This window comes from Actinomyces faecalis, from assembly GCF_013184985.2.
GTDB lineage: Bacteria > Actinomycetota > Actinomycetes > Actinomycetales > Actinomycetaceae > Actinomyces > Actinomyces faecalis.
Genome location: NZ_CP063418.1, coordinates 45,220 through 64,021, shown reverse-complemented (window position 1 = coordinate 64,021; position 18,802 = coordinate 45,220). Strand labels below are relative to the sequence as shown.

Annotated in this window: 16 protein-coding genes; 1 reads left to right on the top strand and 15 read right to left on the bottom strand. The window is 67.8% G+C overall.

Annotated features, from left to right (window positions below; all coding sequences use genetic code 11):
* The first annotated feature begins 40 nt into the window (after nucleotides 1-40).
* Nucleotides 41-1,036: a nucleoside hydrolase gene (locus HRL51_RS00260; RefSeq protein WP_172120623.1), complete on the top strand. Its 996-nt coding sequence runs from the start codon at nucleotides 41-43 to the stop codon at nucleotides 1,034-1,036.
* A gap of 90 nt (nucleotides 1,037-1,126) precedes the next feature.
* Here HRL51_RS00260 and HRL51_RS00255 read toward each other — a convergent pair whose 3' ends face one another.
* The 15 genes from HRL51_RS00255 to HRL51_RS00185 all read right to left on the bottom strand — a co-directional run bounded on the left by HRL51_RS00255 (nucleotide 1,127) and on the right by HRL51_RS00185 (nucleotide 18,693).
* The gene (locus tag HRL51_RS00255; protein WP_172192940.1) at nucleotides 1,127-2,056 is read right to left on the bottom strand and encodes a transketolase family protein; all 930 of its coding nucleotides are present in this window, start codon (nucleotides 2,054-2,056) and stop codon (nucleotides 1,127-1,129) included.
* On the bottom strand, nucleotides 2,053-2,931 hold the full coding sequence (locus HRL51_RS00250; protein WP_172120641.1) for a transketolase: 879 nt from the start codon (nucleotides 2,929-2,931) through the stop codon (nucleotides 2,053-2,055). The genes HRL51_RS00255 and HRL51_RS00250 overlap by 4 nt, the downstream gene beginning before the upstream one ends.
* A 24-nt stretch (nucleotides 2,932-2,955) precedes the next feature.
* Nucleotides 2,956-3,939: a sugar phosphate isomerase/epimerase family protein gene (locus HRL51_RS00245; RefSeq protein WP_172192942.1), complete on the bottom strand. Its 984-nt coding sequence runs from the start codon at nucleotides 3,937-3,939 to the stop codon at nucleotides 2,956-2,958.
* 133 nt (nucleotides 3,940-4,072) lie between these two features.
* Nucleotides 4,073-5,533, bottom strand: coding sequence for an FGGY-family carbohydrate kinase (locus tag HRL51_RS00240; protein WP_218957639.1), 1,461 nt, complete (start codon nucleotides 5,531-5,533; stop codon nucleotides 4,073-4,075).
* Nucleotides 5,534-5,547: 14 nt separating this feature from the next.
* The gene (locus tag HRL51_RS00235) at nucleotides 5,548-6,444 is read right to left on the bottom strand and encodes a carbohydrate ABC transporter permease (protein ID WP_172192946.1); all 897 of its coding nucleotides are present in this window, start codon (nucleotides 6,442-6,444) and stop codon (nucleotides 5,548-5,550) included.
* Nucleotides 6,437-7,363: a carbohydrate ABC transporter permease gene (locus HRL51_RS00230; RefSeq protein WP_216666322.1), complete on the bottom strand. Its 927-nt coding sequence runs from the start codon at nucleotides 7,361-7,363 to the stop codon at nucleotides 6,437-6,439. Before HRL51_RS00230 ends, HRL51_RS00235 begins: the two co-directional genes overlap by 8 nt.
* A gap of 69 nt (nucleotides 7,364-7,432) precedes the next feature.
* A complete protein-coding gene (locus HRL51_RS00225) occupies nucleotides 7,433-8,701 on the bottom strand; it encodes an ABC transporter substrate-binding protein (RefSeq protein ID WP_172120645.1) in 1,269 nt (422 codons plus the stop codon).
* 134 nt (nucleotides 8,702-8,835) lie between these two features.
* On the bottom strand, nucleotides 8,836-9,780 hold the full coding sequence (locus tag HRL51_RS00220; protein WP_244960189.1) for a nucleoside hydrolase: 945 nt from the start codon (nucleotides 9,778-9,780) through the stop codon (nucleotides 8,836-8,838).
* 196 nt (nucleotides 9,781-9,976) lie between these two features.
* On the bottom strand, nucleotides 9,977-11,014 hold the full coding sequence (locus HRL51_RS00215) for a LacI family DNA-binding transcriptional regulator (RefSeq protein WP_172192950.1): 1,038 nt from the start codon (nucleotides 11,012-11,014) through the stop codon (nucleotides 9,977-9,979).
* Nucleotides 11,011-11,970 (bottom strand): sugar-binding transcriptional regulator, encoded by a 960-nt coding sequence (locus HRL51_RS00210; protein WP_172192952.1) that lies wholly within the window; start codon nucleotides 11,968-11,970, stop codon nucleotides 11,011-11,013. Before HRL51_RS00210 ends, HRL51_RS00215 begins: the two co-directional genes overlap by 4 nt.
* 136 nt (nucleotides 11,971-12,106) lie before the next feature.
* Nucleotides 12,107-13,288 carry an AI-2E family transporter gene (locus HRL51_RS00205; protein ID WP_172120649.1) on the bottom strand — a complete coding sequence of 394 codons (1,182 nt, stop codon included), beginning with the start codon at nucleotides 13,286-13,288 and terminating at the stop codon, nucleotides 12,107-12,109.
* Between the two features lie 244 nt (nucleotides 13,289-13,532).
* The gene (locus tag HRL51_RS00200) at nucleotides 13,533-14,024 is read right to left on the bottom strand and encodes a response regulator (RefSeq protein WP_172192954.1); all 492 of its coding nucleotides are present in this window, start codon (nucleotides 14,022-14,024) and stop codon (nucleotides 13,533-13,535) included.
* Entirely contained in the window at nucleotides 14,021-16,066 is a 2,046-nt protein-coding gene (locus HRL51_RS00195) for an ATP-binding protein (RefSeq protein ID WP_172192956.1), read from the bottom strand. Before HRL51_RS00195 ends, HRL51_RS00200 begins: the two co-directional genes overlap by 4 nt.
* 7 nt (nucleotides 16,067-16,073) lie before the next feature.
* Entirely contained in the window at nucleotides 16,074-17,534 is a 1,461-nt protein-coding gene (locus tag HRL51_RS00190; protein ID WP_172192958.1) for an SLC13 family permease, read from the bottom strand.
* Nucleotides 17,535-17,847: 313 nt separating this feature from the next.
* Complete coding sequence (locus HRL51_RS00185) at nucleotides 17,848-18,693, bottom strand: alpha/beta fold hydrolase (RefSeq protein ID WP_244960188.1); 846 nt, start codon at nucleotides 18,691-18,693, stop codon at nucleotides 17,848-17,850.
* Nucleotides 18,694-18,802: the final 109 nt, after the last annotated feature.

Sequence of the window (18,802 nt, the reverse complement as noted above, 5' to 3'; positions counted from 1 at the left end):
GACGGCGCCGCCAGGCACCTGAGGGAAAGGCTGACAGACTATGACAGCACGCTGGACCTACGGCACGACGCCGTGGCTCGGCCAGGACCACCCGCTCGCGGGTGTGCCGGGCCGCACCCGGGTCATCATCGACAACGACTTCGCCGGGGACCCGGACGACCTCTTCCAGCTCGCCCACCACCTGCTGGTGGAGGGGACGGAGGTACGCGGCGTCGTCGTCTCCCGCCTGCGTGAGGACGACGGCTGGAACCGTACCGGCCACTCGGTCCAGGCCGGGCGCGAGAAGGTCGAGCACCTGCTTGAGCTCATGGGCGTAGACGGGGTCGACCTCTACGAGGGCGACGACCACGGCTTCGCCGATCACGACGGGCCGACGGCCGCCTCGCGCTTCATCGTCGAGGAGGCTATGCGCGAGGACGACCGGCCGCTCTACCTCGTGGCCGGCGGGTCCTTAGGCGACGTCGCTCGCGCCTACAAGGCGGAGCCGGCGATCGCCGACCGTCTCACGCTCATCTGGATCGGCGGGTCCGAGCACGCGGGGCTGGCCTACGTGCCGGCCGGCGCGACGACGCTGGAGTACAACATGGCGCTGGACGTGCCTGCCGCCATGTACGTCTTCAACGACACCAACGCCCGCGTGTGGCAGATGCCGCGCGACGTCTACCGCTCCAGCCTGGTGCCGATGTCCGTCATCCGCCGCGGCTGCCAGCGGGCCGGCAGGCTGGGCGCCTTCCTGCTGTCCCAGCTCGAGGACGTCCAGCGCATGATCCAGCCCTTCGCAGGTCACGCCGGGGCCACCTACGTGCTCGGGGACCAGCCGCTGGTGCTTCTGTCCAGCCTGCAGACCACCTTCGAGCCGGACACCGCCTCCTCGTCCTACGACGTCATCCCCCGGGTGTCGCTGGCCGAGGACGGCACGTACCGCTACCCCGAGGGAACCCGGCCCATGCGCCGCTACACGCAGGTGGACAACACCATGCTGTTCGCGGACATGTTCGCCTCCTTCGAGGCCTTCAGCCAGTGGCAGGAAAGCTGAGCACGCTGAGATCGCGTCCTGGGGACCTGATCGCGGAAACGGCGTCGTCACGGGCACCATGGTGCCCGTGACGACGCCGTTTCCGCGATCTCAGCGATGTAGGGCAGCGGAGACGATACCGTCGGCACTGATGCCCCAGTGGTCCATGAGCCAGGCCTCAGAGCCCGTGGGGGCCCACTGGTCCGGCACACCGATCCTCTTGACCGGCACCGGGCACTTCTCGCTGGTCAGCTCGGCGACGGCGCCACCAAGCCCACCGTTGACCGTGCCCTCCTCGACCGTGATGATCCGCCCGGTCTCACGAGCAGCAGCCAGCACAGCCTCCTCGTCCAAGGGCTTGACCACGGGCATGGACAGCAGCCGGGCGTGCACGCCCTCAGCCTCCAGGCGGTCAACCGCCTCCAGCGCCCGGTGCACGGTCACGCCGTTGGCGATGACCGTCAGGTCCTCACCCTCGCGCAGCACCGTGGCCTTGGGAGTGAAGGCGTAGCCCTCACCGTGGACCGCAGGCACCTTCATCCGCGAGATGCGGATGTAGGCGGGGCCGTCCAGCTCGGAGTAGGCCCAGCGGATCGCGCCCTCGGTCTCGGCAGGATCGGCCGGGACGATGACGGTCATGCCGGGGAAGGACCTCATGATGGTGACGTCCTCGGCGCTGTGGTGGGTCGAGCCGAGCGCGCCGTAGGCCAGTCCCGGGGACTGGGCGCACAGCAGCATGTGGCGGTGGGAGTAGCCGGCGTCGATCTTGACCTGCTCGGTCGCACGTGCCGAGAGGAAGGACCCGGCGCAGGAGACCACAGGGATCTTCCCGCCGTTCTCCAGGCCCGCTGCCACACCCACCTGGTTCTGCTCGGCGATGCCGACGTTGATGAGGCGGGCGGGGAACTCGTCGCGAAAGCCGCCGAGGTTGGACGAGCCCACCGAGTCGTTGACGACGACGACGAGCCGGCCGTCCTGACGGGCGATGTCCGCCAGCGTCTCAGCGTAGGCGTTGCGGCAGTCGTACAGGTTCTCGCTCACTTAAGGGCCTCCAGCTCTGCTAATGCCGCCTCGGCCTGCTCAGGGCTGGGCAGCTTGTGGTGCCATGGCACGTTGTCACTCATGAAGGAGATCGGGTGCCCCTTGTGGGAGTGGGCGATGACGAAGGTCGGCTTGCCGGGCTCGACCGGGGCAGCCTCGAAGGCGTCGAGGAGCTGGTCGAAGTCGTGGGCGTCGACGTCGACCACGTGGGCACCGAAGGCACGCGCCTTCTCGTCCAGCGGGCTGAGATCGTTGGTGTCCTCCGTCGTGGCACCCTGCTGAAGGTGGTTGCGGTCCGCCACGACCACGAGGTTGTCCAGCTTGAACTGGGCGGCCGCCATGAGCGCCTCCCAGTTCGAGCCCTCCTGTAGCTCGCCGTCGCCGGTCAGGACGAAGACGCGTCGGGGCGAGCCGTCGATCTTGGCGGCGATGGCGTCGCCGACGGCGACGGGCAGGCCGTGCCCGAGCGGGCCGGTATTGGCCTCCACGCCACGCACCTTCGTGCGCGCGGGGTGCCCGTTGAGCCGGGAGTCCGGTTGGACGAAGGTGTCCAGCTCGGCCGGCTCCAGCAGGCCGGCAGCGGCGAAGACGGTGTACAGGGCATTGGCTGCGTGTCCCTTGGACAGGATGACACGGTCGTGGTCCGGGTCATCAAGGTTGTCCACGGTGACGTTAGCGGTGTGCAGGTACAGGGTGGTCAGCACGTCGATGATGGAGAACTCCCCACCGATGTGTCCCTGACCCGCCCGCATGACGGTAGCCAGGTCCTTCATGCGGATGCGGCGCGCAGCCTCCTTGAGGTGGGCCACCACCTCCTCGCGGCTGGCACCAGGACGCGTGCGCCCGATGACGGGGAGATCGACCGTGACGGTCATGTCAGCTCCTTGGGTACCGAGGGCTCAGGCCATGCAGGTCAGCAGGGCGTCCTGGACCACACGCTGGGCGGCCAGCGGGTCCTGACGGCGCTGGGCGTCGGCCAGGGCCTCCTCGTCGAGGCGGTCGAGGGCCTTGTGCAGGGCCTTGAGGAAGCGGACGGAGGTGCGGGCGTTGTCGACGACGTCCTCACGGAAGGGGAACTGATCGAGCTGCCACACGCCCTCCCAGCCGTTCTTCCTCAGCGTGTAGAAGAACTCGAAGACCTCGGTGATGTGGACCGTGCCCACGACCATGTCGTCGTCCCAGCCGCGGTAGTTGTCGTTGACGTCCATGCCCCACAGCAGACCGTGGTCAATGAGCAACTGGGCGGACTCGGCCGGGGACTCGCCACCGAAGAGGGCGTGACCGAAGTCGAGCAGGACACCGACGTTGTCCACACCCATCTCCTGGATGCCCAGGACCGTCTTGGCCGCTGAGGACCAGAACATGTGGGTGCGAGGCTCGCGCGGCTTGTACTCAATGACAAACTTCAGGTCGGGGTTGGCCTTGGCCAGCTCCCGCATTCCCTCGACCGCCAGGCGGTTGAGCTCCTTGTAGTCGACCTGGAAGGGGTAGTCGAAGCCGTCCTGGCCGGGCCAGATCTTGACGTAGCGGGCACCGAGCTCGCGCACGGCGTCGGCCGCGCCCTGCATGATGACGCGGGCGGACTCGCGCTTGGCCGGGTCAGGGTTGGTGAAGGCGCCGAGCTGGTGCTCGCGCAGGTAGATGTCCGGGGTGACGCCGATGGCCTTCAGGCCCGTGCGCTCCAGCGCCGCCTTGACGTCCTGGGTGCTCAGGCCGGCGGTCCAGGGGAAGTTGAGGTCGACGTAGGAGATGTCACCGACCTGGGCGGCCAGCTCGATCTGCTCGATGGTGGAGCGCGGCTCACCGTAGCCGTCGATGGCGTAGCGGTCCACGTAGGTGGCGAAGTTCCACAGGCCTGCGCCGAAAACTGGTTCGTTGCTCATGTTTATTCAACTCCGATCGTTGATTCACTCAGATGGTATGCGCCGGGATGCCGGTCCGCAAGGGCTCGAGGCCTACGGCTCGGACTGGTTCGCGCCCCGGCTAGGCGCGTGGTTCAGAGCTGGCTCGCGACGCTCACCCGACCGAGGTCATCCGCGAGCGCGACAGGGCCTTGGCCCACTGCGAGCGAACCGCCGCCCGAGCGGCAGGCTCCATCACCGGCTCGTAGCGATGCCCGCCGTCGGACTCCAGGTCCGGCAGCGGCCAGCCCAGGTGGCTGAATCCCATGAGCGCCGCCCCCAGAGCCGAGACCTCGGCATTGGAGGAGACGACGACGCTGCGACCCAGCAGGTCTGCCTGGCACTGCATGAGCAGGCGCGAGGCCGTCGCACCGCCGTCTGCGTGCAGGACCTCAAGGTCCTCGCTCCCCAGGGCCTCCAGGACGTCCGCGATCTGGTGCGCCACCGCCTCCAGCGCGGCACGCGCCACGTGACCCCGCTCGGTCCCCGCCGTGACTCCCGAGACCAGGCCCACGGCCTGGCGGTCCCACCACGGCGCACCAAGCCCCGTGAAGGCCGGCACCAGCGTGACTCCCCCGCTGTCCGGAACCGTAGCAGCCAGGTCGTCGAGCTCGCGTCCCGGGGCCATCCCCAGCAGGCGCGCCGTCCAGTCCATCGCCGTGCCCGAGGCGACGATATTGCCTTCGTGGCCGTACATCGGTTCCTCGGTGAGCCAGGCCAGGGTGGTCGAGACCCCGGGGCGCACCGAGCGGTCCGCACCCGAGGGCACCATGACCGACGAGCCCGTGCCGTAGGTGGCCTTGCCCTCCTGGGGAGAACGGCAGCCGTGCCCGAAGAGCGCGGCGTGGGAGTCACCGAGCACGCCCACGACCGGCACGCCGTCGGGCAGGAGGTCGAGTCCGCGCGTGCGGCCGAAGTCCGCGTTGGAGGCCACCACCCGCGGCAGCACGTCACGGGCGACGCCGAAGAGGTCGCACATCTGCTCCGACCATCCCAGCGTGGCCAGGTCGAGCAGCAGCGTACGCGAGGCGTTGCCGGCCTCGATGACGTAGGAGTCCTGCCCGGTCAGCCGCGCCACGAGCCAGGAGTCCACCGTGCCGATGCGGGCGCGGTCCGCCTGCCCCGCCGCCGAGACACGATCGAGCAGGTAACGCATCTTGGGCGCGGAGAACATCGGGTCGAGGCTGAGGCCGGTGGTCGCGGCGACGGCGAACTCCCGCTCCGGCGAGCGCAGCCAGTCACAGAACTCCGCGGTCCTCGAGTCCTGCCAGCCCAGCACCGGCGCCAGCGCCTGTCCCGTACGCGCGTCCCAGCACACGACCGACTCCCGCTGGTTGGAGATCGTGATGCCCGACGGCGCCCCCTTGACTCCGGCCAGGCAGTCACGGATCGCCTGGGCCTGGGCCGCCCAGATGGCCTCGGCGTCCTGCTCGACCCACCCGGGCTGGGGATAGCTCACAGGCACCGGGGCCGAGCCTGAGGACAGGATCGTCCCGTCCGGAGCGACCGCGAAGGCCTTGGCGTTCGTGGTCCCCTCGTCCAGAGCCAGGACGTAGGAGGTGGGCGAGGCAGTCATCATGAGGTCCTTTCTCAGCCCTTCACCGCACCGGTGAAGGCACCGGAGACGAAGTAGCGCTGGAAGAGCAGGTAGACGATGAGCACCGGGATCGCCGTCATGATGATGAAGGCGTTGAGCGGACCGTAGTCCGTGCCGTGCTGGGAGGAGAAGCTCTGCACCGCGAGCGGGATGGTCGACATCGTGCTGGACTGCAGGATCGTGGACGCCATCGCGTACTCGTTCCATGTCGCCACGAAGTCAAGGACGAAGAGCGCCGCCAGCGTCGGCTTGACGAGCGGAAGACAGATCTGCCAGAAGATGCGGAAGGTCGAGGCACCGTCGAGTCGGGCCGACTCCTCCACCGAGTCCGGGATCGCCCGGAACGACCCGTACATCATGAAGATCTGGTAGGGCACGCCGAAGGCCAGGTAGGGAATGATGAGACCAACGTAGGTGTCCAGCATGCCCGCCTTGAGCAGCAGCTGGAACATCGGTCCCAGGGCGACCTGGATAGGCACCATCGAGCCGACGGCGAAGAAGGCGACGACGAGCCTGGCCCTCTTCATGCGGATCCGTGCCAGGGCATAGGCCGCCAGCGCCGCGAGGAAGAGGCCGAGCGGCACCTTGATGACGGCTACGAGCAGCGAGTTGCTCCCCGTGATCCACAGGTCGCCGGTCTGCGCGGCACTGGCGTAGTTCTCCCACAGCCACGAGGCCGGCAGGCCCAGCGTCGAGCCGTTGGCAAGGTCAGCCTGGCTCTTGAAGGAGGTGAGCACCATGACCAAGAAGGGCACGAGCCAGAACAGTGCCGTGACGAGCAGGGCGATCCACAGCCCGACGATCACCCAGTCCCGCTGCGGCCGGTTCCTGACCGGCGTCCTGTGGCTCGTGGCCGGAGCGGCCGAGGCAAGAGCCGTCATCTCAGTCATCCCCCTTCATCGACCATGCGAGGTAGGGGACCACCAGGCACAGAGACAGAATGAGCAGCACGGTGGCCACCGCGCCACCTGCACCGAAGTTGTGGTTGGAGAAGGACTGCTGGTAGGACCACAGCGCCAGCACCTGGCTGGACTGGGCCGGCCCGCCTCCGGTCATGCCGACGACGAGGTCGTAGACCTTGAGAGAGTTGATGATGGTCAGGATGATGACCACCGTCGTCGTCGGCCGCAGCGCAGGCCAGGTGACGTGACGGAAGACCTGCCAGCGTCCAGCGCCGTCCACCTTGGCCGCGTCCACAAGTTCTGCAGGCACCGCCTGCAGGCCGGCGAGGAAGAGAACGAGGTTGAATCCCACACCCTGCCAGATCGAGGCGATGAAGATCGAGTACAGCGCCGTCTTGGGGTCCCCCAGCCACTCGTGGGTGAGGGAGCCGAGCCCGACCGCGTCGAGGACCTGGTTGATGACACCGAGGGTCGGGTTGTAGATCCACCGCCAGATAGCAGCCACCGTGATGGAGGCGAAGACGCTCGGGATGTAGAAGATCGAGCGGAAGACGTTGCGCCCCCAGATGCGCTGGTTGAGGGCCAGCGCCATGAGCAGGGACAGGACCATGGGGATGGCGACGGACAGCACCACCCAGATCATGGAGTTCTTCAGCGCTGTCCAGAAGACCGTGTCCTGGGTCAGGAGGTACCGGTAGTTCCTCAGGCCCACGAACTCCTGGGGGTCCGCGGCGTAGCCGGACCAGGAGAAGAAGGACAGGCGCACCGAGTCCAGCATCGGGTAGACCAGAAAGATGCCGTACAGGAGAGCGGCGGGAGCCAGGTAGGGCAAGGACCGCAGGACACGGCGCTCGGACCGACCGCGCCCCTTGCGTGGCGCCAGTGTGCTGACATCAGCTGTTGCCATAGCAGGCCTTTCACTCAGGTAGGACAGCGCTGGGGGAGGAGGGCCGCGCCCTCCTCCCCCAGCCGACTGTCAGGCGTTGGCGTCAATGAACTTCTGCATGGCCGGGCCGGCCTCCTCCGGCGTCATCTCACCGATGAGGACAGCGTTCTGGATGCGCCAGTACTCCGTGGTCTCGTTGAGAGACAGGGCCTGGTCGAAGTTGTTGTACATGTCCGTGGCGGACATGATCGGCTCCCACAGGGCGTCGAGCGGGTTTGCGTCACCCACCGGCACGTCCTTGTTGACACTGATCGCCGCCCACGTTCCACCACTAGCCTTCATCTGCTCCGGTGAGGTGATGAAGTCGAGGAACTTGGCAGCGGTGTCTGCCTTCGAGGTGTTGGCGTTGACGTAGAAACCCTCGCCGAAGCCGTAGAGGCGCTCGGTACCCGTGGGGAAGGGGAAGATACCCACCTCGGCTGGGTCCATGCCGTTGTCGACGATCTGAGCGTCGTACCAGGTCCCCTCCAGAGCCATCGCGGCCTTGCCGCCCCAGAACAGAAGGCTGGAGTCGTCGTTGGAGACAGACATGTAGCCCTGGTTGAAGTAGGTGTCCGCCCACCGCTTGAGCTCGGTGAAGGCCTCGGTGACGCCGGCCTCGGTGTCCCAGCCCTTCTTGTCCGTCACCAGCGTCGTCGCGACGTCCGCACCGCAGTACTTCTCGATGAGAGAGTCCAGCAGGCGCATGACGTGCCAGTTGACGGTGCCACCGAACTCGATCGGCGTGATCCCGGCGGCCACCAGCTTGTCACAGGCTTCCACGAGCTCCTCGTAGGTGGTGGGCTCCGAGGTGATGCCAGCCTGGGAGAAGAGGGTCTTGTTGTAGTACAGCGCCTGCGCCTGGAGAGTCCATGGCACACCGTGGTGGCCGCCGTACTGGGTGATACCAGCCAGGGACGCAGAGGTGAAGCGGTCCTCCCAGCCGTACTGCTTGTAGTAGTCAGTCAGGTCCAGGCTCATCTTGGCGTTGACGAGCTCACCGCCCAGACCCGGACCCTCCCAGTACCAGTAGATATCCGGCCCTGCGTTGGTGCCCGAGACCTGACGCATCGCCTCCTTGAGGTCGTCGGTGGAGTGGGTCTGGTAGGAGACCGTGTATCCCTCGTTGGCGTCCTGGAAGGCCTTGATAAGGCGGTCCATGTCACTCTTCTGAGAGTCCTGGAGCGCACCGACCCACACGGTCAGTGCCTTGGTGTCACCGCTGGAGGCACCTCCTCCCTGGCGGCCGCAGGCAGACAGGATGCCGGCGGCGAGGGCTGCGGAGCCAAGGCCAAGAGCGTGGCGTCGTGTCATCTTCATCGGAGTCTCCGTTCGAGTTGTCGGTACGGCTTCCTTGCCGTGGGTTGAGGAAGGTGGACATGGGAAATGGGGTGGCACCCACTCGAGGAGGAGCGCCGCAGCCACCGGTGCTCGGCCACCGGCGACCAGAGGACTCAGGAACGCTGCCAGGCAGCGAACTCAGCGAGCTTGGCGTAGAAGTCCTCAAACATGAGCCGGGTGTCAACCTGGCGGTAGACCCGGATCGGCCGACCGTCGGGACGGTGGATGTAGGAGCCGTCGTCCGCGATCGAGGGGCAGGGGCGGACCTCGTGGAAGGACGAGGAGGTGTCCGCCTGGAACTGAGATGTCAGCGCGGTGGCGAGGACGAGCGGCTGGTCACCGATCGCGTAGGTCTCGGCCGCCACCAAGCCGTGCTCAGCCATACGCTCACGCACGTCCACGATCGAGTCGTAGAGGTGGCGCCCCACCGCGCCGGCGCTACGCACCCGCAGACGCATCTCCGCGTCCGAGATCAGGCACTGACGGTAGATGTCCCGCGTGAACTGCCAGATCGCCAGCTCGGGAGCATCGAAGAGGACCTGTGCAGCGGTGACGTCAATCCGCAGGTTGTACTCCGGAGCGTCCTCGATCTGCGGTGGGGCGTCAACGGTTCCCGGGTGCTCGGCGCCACCGATCCACACGAGAGTCAGCCGCTGCGCGATGCGCGGCTCGATCAGGTAGGCCGAGGCCAAGTCAGTCAGTCCACCGCCTGCGGCGTAGTAGAGAGGGAGGTCCGTGTCCTCTCGCATCGCCTCAGCGATGATCCGGTCGACGGCGTCCGAGGGAGCCGGCGTCTCGCGGTCAACCAGCGCCGTCTGCGAACCACGGACCACGAGTCCTTCGTGCTCCAGACCCATGACCTCACAGACCTCGTTGGCCAGGCGCTCGGCGTTGGTGGCCGTGTGGTCGCTGGGATCCATCGGGTCACCCGGACGCAGGTGAGAGGCGACGATGAACGGAATCTCGACCGTAGGGCTCAGCAGGTGGTGCACCAGCTGGTAGAAGTCATCGGGATCGCCGGAGAAGTCGTTGTCGATCATAACGCGTGCGCGAGGCACCGTCTTCTCAGTCTCAGCCCAGGGGGCAGATCCCAACCGCCACGTCTTCACACTGGTCATCTTCAGACCTCCGTACGAATAATCATTCCACTCTGAATGAGAACATGTTAAGCATAACGTACAGATCCGATGACGCACAAGCGTCAGCTCATAGACCGGATACTCCCGACCACGAGCCTCACGTGGGCCACAAGGCTCAGAAGCCTTCAGTCGACTCCCGCAGCACGATCTCCCCCGGGACGAACCATTGCCTCGTCGACTCCGGTTCACCAGCAGCGCGGGCAACAGCCGTACGGATGGCAGTCTCGCCGATCTTGTCGAAGTCAATATGTGCCGTCGTCAGCGGCGGCTCAAAGAAGCGGGCCTGAGGGCGATCGTCAAAGCCTGCGATGACGTAGTCACGGGGAGCGACCACACCGCGAGCGCGCATGACGCTCATGAAGCCAAGGGCAAGATCGTCATTTCCTGCGAAGACCGCCGTAAAGTCGTCCACCTCCACGTGCTCAGCAGCCTTGGCCGCCGAGACTGCGTCCCACTCCTCGCACTCGACGATCGGCAGAGGCTTCAGACCCGCTTCAGCCAGAGCATCCTCATATGCCCGACGGCGGAGCCTCGCCTGAATACGATCACCCGGTCCTGCGACGTGGAGGATCTCCGTACGTCCAAGAGCAATGAGATGCTGGACCAGGCGTAGGGAGAGGCCGTAGGAGTAGGAACCGACGGGATCACGTTCGGAGTCCGTGAACTCACTGAGCACGACCACGGGTACAAGGTTCCCTACGTGGTCGACCATGCGCATCAGCCCCTCGTACGGCGAGGCGATCACTATCGCGTCCACCCGGTTGGCGATCACGGCGTCAATCTCCGCCATCGCCTCGTCCCACAACGCGGCACTACCCTGCGGGTCAGGCTCCATGTGCACCATGAGCACCCGCTGCCCCAGCTCCCGCGCCACCCGGTAGATCCCGGTCATGATTGAGGAGTTTCCGTAGTTGAGCGGCCCGAACAGGCACACGCCGATAGAGTCCGTGCGATCACGACGCAACTGGACCGGCAGCCGGTTAGGCACGTACCCCAGAGCCCGCACCGCCTCCTCGATCCTTGCCCGAGCCTGGTCGGAGACGTAGCCGTCGTTGAAGTAGCGCGAGACCGTCTGTGCGGACACGCCGGCGCGGCGGCCCACGTCCGTCATGCTTGCCCGACGGCGCCCCCTCTCTCCGGCCAGCTTTCTCACCCCTCCAGCAGGCTACGTGCCGTGTGAACGTCGGTCACCAGCACGTTGACCCAGCCACCCAGGAGAGCACCCCGGATAGCGGCGTGCTTACGCTCTCCTCCCGCCGCGGCCACACGGCGCGGGATCGCTCGGATCTGGTCGGCGTCCGCACCCACGAGCCGACGGTCGTAGTCAGAGTGGACCTCACGCCCCTCGGCGTCGAAGAACCGCAGGCACACGTCCCCCACCGCACCCGCCGCACCCAGCTCGTCGGTGTCGGTCGCCGTCGTCATGTTGCCGGACTCGCGCAGCAGCGGCGAGGGCTCCAGGCTGCCGATCCCTACCAGCGCGATCGTCACCTGCGGCAGCAGCTCCATCACCCGCTGGACAGCTGGGTCGTCCGCCAGCTGCTCGGCGGCAGAGGCAGAGCCCAGGATCGCCGGGGAGGGGAAGAAGACCGCCTCAGCCCCCGTGGCACGCGCTAGGAGGTCGATCAGTCGGGTGGCTTTGACCTGTACCTTGGGGTGTCCCACACCGCCAAAGAGCTGAACCACCTGGGAGGCAACCGGAACCCGGAAGGCCGCGAGCTGTTCCACCGCGGCCAGCCATGTCGCGCTCCAGGAGGACAGGCCGATCACGTCCCCGCCTGTCAGGGTGGTCTCCAGGTATGTCGCGGCCGCTGAGGCCAGAGAGGCGTCCACCTCCGCCTCCCCCTTGCCGGAGTCGACGACGATGCACTCGGCCAGGCCGTATCGGTCCTCCACGGCCTCCTCCAGCACCGTGTAGGTGCCCTCCGGCGCTGTGACGACGGTGCGCACCACGCCTTCCTCGCTCGCTCGTTTGAGCAGACGCGAGACACGCGGCTGAGAGACGTGGAGCTCGGAGGCGATATCCGTCTGACGCATCCCCAGCTCGTGGTACATCCTGGCCACACGTACCATCAGGCGGAGCTGGGCGGCATCAGTGCGGGCTGGCATCAGGATCGGTCCTTCCACGGCTGTATCCCCACCAGGGGACGTCGGCGACCTAGACGGGAGGTCGGCTAGCGCTGCCGAACGGCTTTCAGCGCCACGTTATAGCCGACGTCCCGGCCGGCGCCAAGCGCAGAGGCCTCTAGGCGTCCTGCGCCCCCTCAACGACCTCCATGCCGTGCTTCGGGTCGTCCTCGCCCACGCCGTCGCCGTCCAGGTCCAGCTCGTCAAGCTCCTGGGGGTCCAACGTCTCCGGCGCCGGCACGGGATTGTCCCCAGCAGACAGGAAGATGCTCACCCACCGCGCCCGCGGGTCGGAGTCAATGAGCATCGCCTTGACGAACAGCGTGAGCGGCACCGCCAGGATGGTGCCCAGCGCACCGATGACCTGGGACCAGAACATCAGGGACAGGAAGGTGGTCGTGGTGTTCAGCCCCACGGCGTCACCAGTGAACTTGGGCTGGATGAGGGTCTGGATGACGAAGTTGAGCACCACGTAGGCCACGATCACCCACAGCGCCGTCCACGGGCCGGAGTCCACCAGGGCCAGCAGAGCCGGCGGGATCAGACCCACAAAGAAGCCGATGTTGGGGATGTAGTTCGTGATGAAGGACAGCACGCCCCAGGTCACGGCCATCGGCACCCCCAGCACGCCCAGCGCGACGACGTCGAGCACGGCCACGATGAGACCGAAGACCGTGGAGACCAGCCAGTAGGAGCGCACCGAGCGGGCGAAGTCCGCCAGCGCCGTCGAGATCTCCGGCTTGAGGCGCAGCAGCGCCTCAGCCCGCACCTCGATACGCGACATGTCGAACATGAGGAAGACGATCGTCAGCGCCATGATCATGAGGAGGCTGCCGAAGGAGGTCAGCTGTCCCAGCAGCCCCTGTGCCAGCGAGACCACCCGGGAGGTGTCGATCATGGAGGAGACCTGGTCGAACAGCGTGGACTGGTCCACGCCCAGCGTGGTGAGCAGGCCCTCGGTGTCCTCCCAGATCGCCTGGAACTTCGAGGAGTAGCCGGGCAGGGTCTCCACCAGCTGGGCCACCGCCACGCCCAGCGCCGCGAACAGCGCCAGGACGAAGGTGTAGACGATGATGATCGCGGCCACGGCCGAGACCGGACGCGGCACGTGGTGTCGCGAGGCCCAGGCCACCAGCGGCCTGACCGTGATCACAAGCGTGAGGGCGAAGAAGGCCGGGCCCAGCAGGCCCTGGAGGAAGTAGACGCCGGCTCCGCCGATCACCAGGAGGGCGACGGTCAGCGCGATCGTCTCGCCCTGGGTGCGACTGGTACGTGGAGGAACGGCTGGGGAAGCGCTCATAGCGGGATCCTCCCACGGCTGCCTCTTCCCTGCAGCGACCCACAGCCCGGATCCAGCCGAGCCCGAGGCCCGCCCAGCGCTGAACCAGCATCGTCAGGGCCGTCAGGACCGCCAGCCCGGCTCCGAGCCACACACGATCCACGGCGCCCATCGTCCCACGCAGGACCGCCAGGCAGGAGAGGAGATCGTCCCCGTCACTGCCGTCTGGGCCCGTCACCGGCCGGTAGGCTCCGGCCTCCCCCGTCTACACCCGAGCGCCGCCCTCCCAGCGCAGGGCTTCCATGGCGCGGGCGCCGTCGAGGGCTGGCAGGTGCGGCAACGGGTCCAGCCCCTCCTCCAGCACCAGGTCCGTCAGCTGCTCACGCACGACAGCCTGAAGGTCCTCAGGCTGCCAGGGCTTGGCCACGTAGTGGTCGAGCCCTGCCTCGTTGACCGCGCGGATGGTGTCCTCCTGGTCCGCCTGGCCCGTGACCAGGACCTTGCGCGCGGCGGCGGTGCGCTCGTCTGAGGTCATCTCCACGAGCATGTCGACCCCCGATCGCCCGGGCAGCCGGTGGTCAGCGAGCACCAGGGCGAGGAGGTCGCCGTCGTCCTCGATCTCCGCGACCACCTCCCAGGCGTCACTGACGTCCTCAGCCGGCTCGATCCGAACCACCTGGGCGAAGGGGGCGAGGTCGCCCACGACAGCGTCGCGGACCTCAGGCTCGTCCTCGACGACGAGGATGACCAGCTTCATGACATCTCCTGACTGTGTGGTGAGTGAGGTGCTGACGTGCTCGCCGCCACCGGGAGCGTGACGCTGACGCAGGTCGATCCGGGCCGCGAGCGCACGGCGATGGTGCCGCCGTGGGCGTCGACGACGCTCTTGGCCAGACCCATCCCCAGCCCCATCCCGAAGCGCACCTGCCCGTGGCGGGTGGTGAAGCGCGGCTCAAAGATCCGGGGCAGGACGTCGGAGGCGATACCCGGGCCGTTGTCCTCCACGTCGACGCGCACCCGGGCGGGCTGTGTGGCGTCACCGGGCTCCAGGTGGGCTCCCACTCGGACGCGGGGCTCGAAGCTCCTGCCGGCCTCACGCGCCTCCATCTCGGCACCAGCCAGGGCGTCGGCGGCGTTGGAGAGGATGTTCGTCCACACCTGAGCCAGCTCACCTGCCCGTCCGGGGACGGTGGGGAGCTCGCCGTAGTCCCGCTCGACCGCCACACCACCCAGTCGGTGGGCCGTCAGCCGCAGGGAGTCCTCCAGAACCTCGCACACGTCGACGTCCTGCTCCATCTCCCCCTCGGGGCGCATGTAGGTCGACAGCGAGGAGACCAGGCCCCGGATCCGTTCGGTAGCCAGCGCCATGTTGCGTCCCTGCCTCCCGATCGAGGCCGCGGTCAGCGCTGTCTCCAGCCGCGCGGGCTGAGCGGCCAGCGCCCGGACCTGCTCGGGGTCGGTGTCCGCCCCCATCCCCAGGACCACCAGCTGGCGAGCCAGGTCGTGGTCTGCGACCACTGCCTCCAGACTCCTGCGCGCGGCGCGCTCGGCCCTGGTGGAGGAGGCGGGGCGAGTGCGCGCCGCCTCGACGGTGCGGGCGATGAGATCCCCGTCAGGATGGGTCGCCATCAGCGTGGTCAGGTCCTCCTGGAGGTGGTCGCTGGCGCGCTCCAGCGCCGCTACCGGGTTGTTGAGCTCATGGGCCACTCCGGCGGCCAGCTCGCCGAGGGTGGCGAAGCGCTCCTGGGCCAGCAGCTCCAGACGTGCCTGCTCCAGGGCCTCCAGCGCCTGCGCGGTCTGGGCGCGCTCGGACTCCACGGCCGCGGCCAGCTCGATCTTCTCCACCTGCAGGATCTCCGATCGAGACAGGCGCTTGGTCAGGGAGGAGATGATGAGTGCGGCCAGGTTCTGCTCTGTCGCAGGGTTCTCACGCAGGGCCCGGTCCAGCTGCTCGATGGACAGCAGGATGAGCTCGACGTCGGTGGTGGTGGTCGCCGTGACGAAGGCACGTCCGTGCGAGGCCAGCGAGACCAGCCCCACGATGCGACCAGTGGTGGCGTGGTGCAGCGTGACCTCGCCGACACGGGTGTGCCGGGTCAGGGCCACGGCTCCGGAGATGACGATGTAGACGCCGTCGACCGGCTGGCCCTGGTGGGTCAGGCGCACCCCCGGCTCCAGGTGCAGCCGGGGCCGCGGGCCCAGGACCTGCTCGCAGGCCTCGATGAAGGCCATGGTGAGGCGGTCGGTGGACTGCCCCAGGGCCTCCAGCATGGGCGACCTGACGGAGGCTCCCTGGTCGCCGTCGGGCCCCAGGCGGCAGCGGCGGGGGTCGTCGGGACGGTGGTCGCGCATCCAGCGTTGCGTCTGTGCCGCCGCACGTCCGCCGATCGCGCCTGGCGTCCAGGGCACGGCGACGACCTCCTGGACGAGGTCCTCGTCGATGGCCCGGCCCACGTCCGTCAGCTCGCTGCGCTCGGTGAGCAGGACGAGCCTGGCTGAGGCCACGGCCGGGTAGTGGTCGACAGCGGCGGCGACGTCGTCGAGGCTGCCGACCTCGTCCGTGGCGATGATGAGGGCAACGGTGCCCAGCGAGTCGGCGCGGTCCGGGTTGGCACGGGCGAACAGCTCGGCGAGCGAGCGCACGCGTACCACCTGAGCCACCCCGCGCACGGCCGCCTCCACCTCGTGGGCGGCCTGGCTGCCCAGCGAGGCGGGAGAGACGACGGCGACGACGAGCCTCTCGGCCTCGCTGCCCTCCTCGGGCGGGGCCGGGGGCGCGTCAGGCGGATGGAGAGTCATACGAGCCTCACAGCAGTCCCAGGGCGGACCAGAAGGCCGGCATCACCGCGACGAGCAGGGCCGTACCCACGACGCCGACGATGATGCCCACCTTGGCCATGTCCGCCGTCGTCACCTCGCCGGTGGCGTAGGCGATGGCGTTGGGCGGCGTAGAGATCGGCAGGCTCATCCCCAGCGAGCAGGCCAACGCCAGGATGACGGCGATAGTGACCGGGTCCAGCCCGTCGATCCCGGTGGCCAGGCCCATGGCCAGGGGGATAAGGAGGTTGGAGGCGGCGGAGTGGCTGATGACGTTGGACATCGCCAGACCGAGCACACCCATGACGATGACAACAACCGTGGCCGGCATGGCGTTCCAGTTGAACAGGCCGAGGATCCAGGTGTCCAGGCCGGTCTTGCCCACGCCGTCACCCAGCGCGATACCGCCGGCCACGAGCCACAGCACCGGCCAGGACAGCCTGCCCAGGTCCTCCCCACCCATCACCGTGGTCACCAGCAGGGCGACCACGGCCAGGAAGCCCACCACGTTGGCGCTCATCCCGTGCAGGGCCTCGGTCATCCACAGCAGGATCGTGCAGGCGGCGATGACGTAGAAGGTCACGGCCTTGCGGTCGGTGTGCCAGCTGGCCCGCATCTCCAGCTCAATCCCCATCTCGGCGGGGATGAACATGATGACGATGAGCAGCCAGGCACCCAGGAGGATGACGAGCATGAGCGGGATCGCCATGACCATCCAGGAGCCGAATGAGATGTGGTAGCCCTGCTCCGCCAGCGCCCCTAGCGCAATGGCGTTGGGCGGGGTGCCCACCGGCGTGCCGATGCCACCGACGTTGGCGGCCACCGGGATGGACAGGGCCAGGCCGGCGCGCGGTCTGCCGGCGGGTAGCGCGCCGAGGACGGGGATGACGACGGCGAACATGGTCGCCGTGGTGGCCGTGTTGGACATGAACATACTCAGCAGGGCCGTGATGACCATGAGACCCAGTACGGTCTTGCGTGCCGAACCGGTGAAGGGCTTGATGAGCACGGCGGCGAGGTTCCTGTCCAGGTGGTACTTCTCAGCGCCGTCGGCGATGAGGAAACCGCCCAGGAACAGGATGATGACGGGATTGGCCAGCGCCCCGAGGAAGGAGGAGTACTTCGCGGCGTCCTCGGGGACGCTCAGGAGTGCCTGGTCAGAGACCAGGAGGACCTCAAGAGCGATGACGAGGACCGCGGTAGCCACGAGTGGAATCGCCTCGGTCACCCACAGGACGATCGCCAGCAGGAAGATGGAGAGCATCCGCTCACCCAGTGGTTCCAGGTCAGGCACATCGATGAGGAAGGGCACGACGAAGACGATCACGCCCAGGACCAGGCCGACGAGCTGCTTGGTCGCCAGCCCACCCCCCTTGTTCCTGGCCGCCCGGGACGTGGCCGCGGGACGGGCAGCACTGGTGCGGGTGGGATGCGCGGAAGACCTCGGCATAGCTCCTCCTGTATCGCCGTTCAGGGGGCGCGGAAACTGGGGCGTCCCGGCTTCTTTGCCGGGACAATGACGATCGTATGCGATAGATCACGTCCGACTGTGGGACTTCCGGCATGGCTCTCGAGGCCATCGGTCTAAGCGCAGCTTTAAGCCACCCCTCCCCCCTGGCACAGCCTCGCCGCAGCCCTGCCCCGGCCCTCTAACACCGGGGTTTCTGTTTGCGATCGTGGTTTTGTGTACGGGACCGGTGTTCAGGACCTGCGCAACCACCGGTCCCGTACACAAAACCACGATTGAGACGGGGGTCCGCGTCTCAGGCAGGCAGAACCCGAGCAAGCCAGGAATCGACGACGGCGTAGAACCCCTCTGGCTGGTCCCGCCGCACGTCGTGTCCGGATCCGGGCACGAGCGCCGTCGTCACATTGGCGTGCCCGAGGGCCTCCACCTCTGCCAGGCCCTGCACGCCCACGCGCGCTGAGCCGGGTCGGTCACCGGTGACAAGCAGAGTAGGCACCGTCAGCTGTGCCATCCCTGCCAGCCAGGGCACCTGCGGTGCGACAACGCCTGTGTCCAGCAGCGCAGGGTCCACGTGTTGGGAGGCCCACAGGACCGCAGCCGCCTCAGTGTCCGGCACCGAGTCCGAGTCAAGGGACCGGCTCAGGGCCGCCGGCAGGTCAGCGAGCTCGCTCTCCAAGGCCCGACGCCGTGCCGCCCCTCGCGCCAGCAGCTCACCCGAGCTGCGCTGGCCGTAGCGAGCGGGGTCGCACAACACCACGCCTGCCACGAGCTCGGGGTGGCGGGCGGCCACGACCATCGCCGTCGCCCCACCCATGGAGTGCCCGATGAGGACGGGCCTGGCGGCGGGCGCGGGCAGGCCTGCTGCTAGACGAGCCGAGCGCTCGGCCTCGATCTCGGACAGGGTGGCGACGACGTCGTCGACCAGGACCTCGCCCGCACGGGCCAGCTGCTCCGGGCTCCAGCACGGGGACAGTCCGTGACCGCGGGCGTCCAGCGCGATGACGCGGTATCCGGCGCGAGTCCAGTGGCTGATCGCCTCGCTCTGGGAGACGGCCGAGCCGGTGATGCCGTGCAGAAGGAGAAGGGCAGGGGCCGTCGCCGGGCCGACGACGATCCTCGCCAAGGGCTGTTCCGTCTCCACGCGCTCTCCTCCAGTCCGCGAGTGTGCACCTGCGCACCCCAGTGAGTAGCGCCCAGGTGCACACACGGCAGCATAGGTGCACGCTCGCGAGGCGGAAGGGACGGACCCT

What these genes read in the sequence shown, in the direction of transcription:
- HRL51_RS00260 (WP_172120623.1), top strand. Translation starts at nt 41, where the DNA reads ATGACAGCACGCTGGACCTACGGCACGACGCCGTGGCTCGGCCAGGAC.
- HRL51_RS00250 (WP_172120641.1), bottom strand. Translation starts at nt 2,931, where the DNA reads ATGACCGTCACGGTCGATCTCCCCGTCATCGGGCGCACGCGTCCTGGT.
- HRL51_RS00245 (WP_172192942.1), bottom strand. Translation starts at nt 3,939, where the DNA reads ATGAGCAACGAACCAGTTTTCGGCGCAGGCCTGTGGAACTTCGCCACC.
- HRL51_RS00240 (WP_218957639.1), bottom strand. Translation starts at nt 5,533, where the DNA reads ATGACTGCCTCGCCCACCTCCTACGTCCTGGCTCTGGACGAGGGGACC.
- HRL51_RS00235 (WP_172192946.1), bottom strand. Translation starts at nt 6,444, where the DNA reads ATGACTGAGATGACGGCTCTTGCCTCGGCCGCTCCGGCCACGAGCCAC.
- HRL51_RS00230 (WP_216666322.1), bottom strand. Translation starts at nt 7,363, where the DNA reads ATGGCAACAGCTGATGTCAGCACACTGGCGCCACGCAAGGGGCGCGGT.
- HRL51_RS00225 (WP_172120645.1), bottom strand. Translation starts at nt 8,701, where the DNA reads ATGAAGATGACACGACGCCACGCTCTTGGCCTTGGCTCCGCAGCCCTC.
- HRL51_RS00210 (WP_172192952.1), bottom strand. Translation starts at nt 11,970, where the DNA reads ATGCCAGCCCGCACTGATGCCGCCCAGCTCCGCCTGATGGTACGTGTG.
- HRL51_RS00205 (WP_172120649.1), bottom strand. Translation starts at nt 13,288, where the DNA reads ATGAGCGCTTCCCCAGCCGTTCCTCCACGTACCAGTCGCACCCAGGGC.
- HRL51_RS00200 (WP_172192954.1), bottom strand. Translation starts at nt 14,024, where the DNA reads ATGAAGCTGGTCATCCTCGTCGTCGAGGACGAGCCTGAGGTCCGCGAC.
- HRL51_RS00195 (WP_172192956.1), bottom strand. Translation starts at nt 16,066, where the DNA reads ATGACTCTCCATCCGCCTGACGCGCCCCCGGCCCCGCCCGAGGAGGGC.
- HRL51_RS00190 (WP_172192958.1), bottom strand. Translation starts at nt 17,534, where the DNA reads ATGCCGAGGTCTTCCGCGCATCCCACCCGCACCAGTGCTGCCCGTCCC.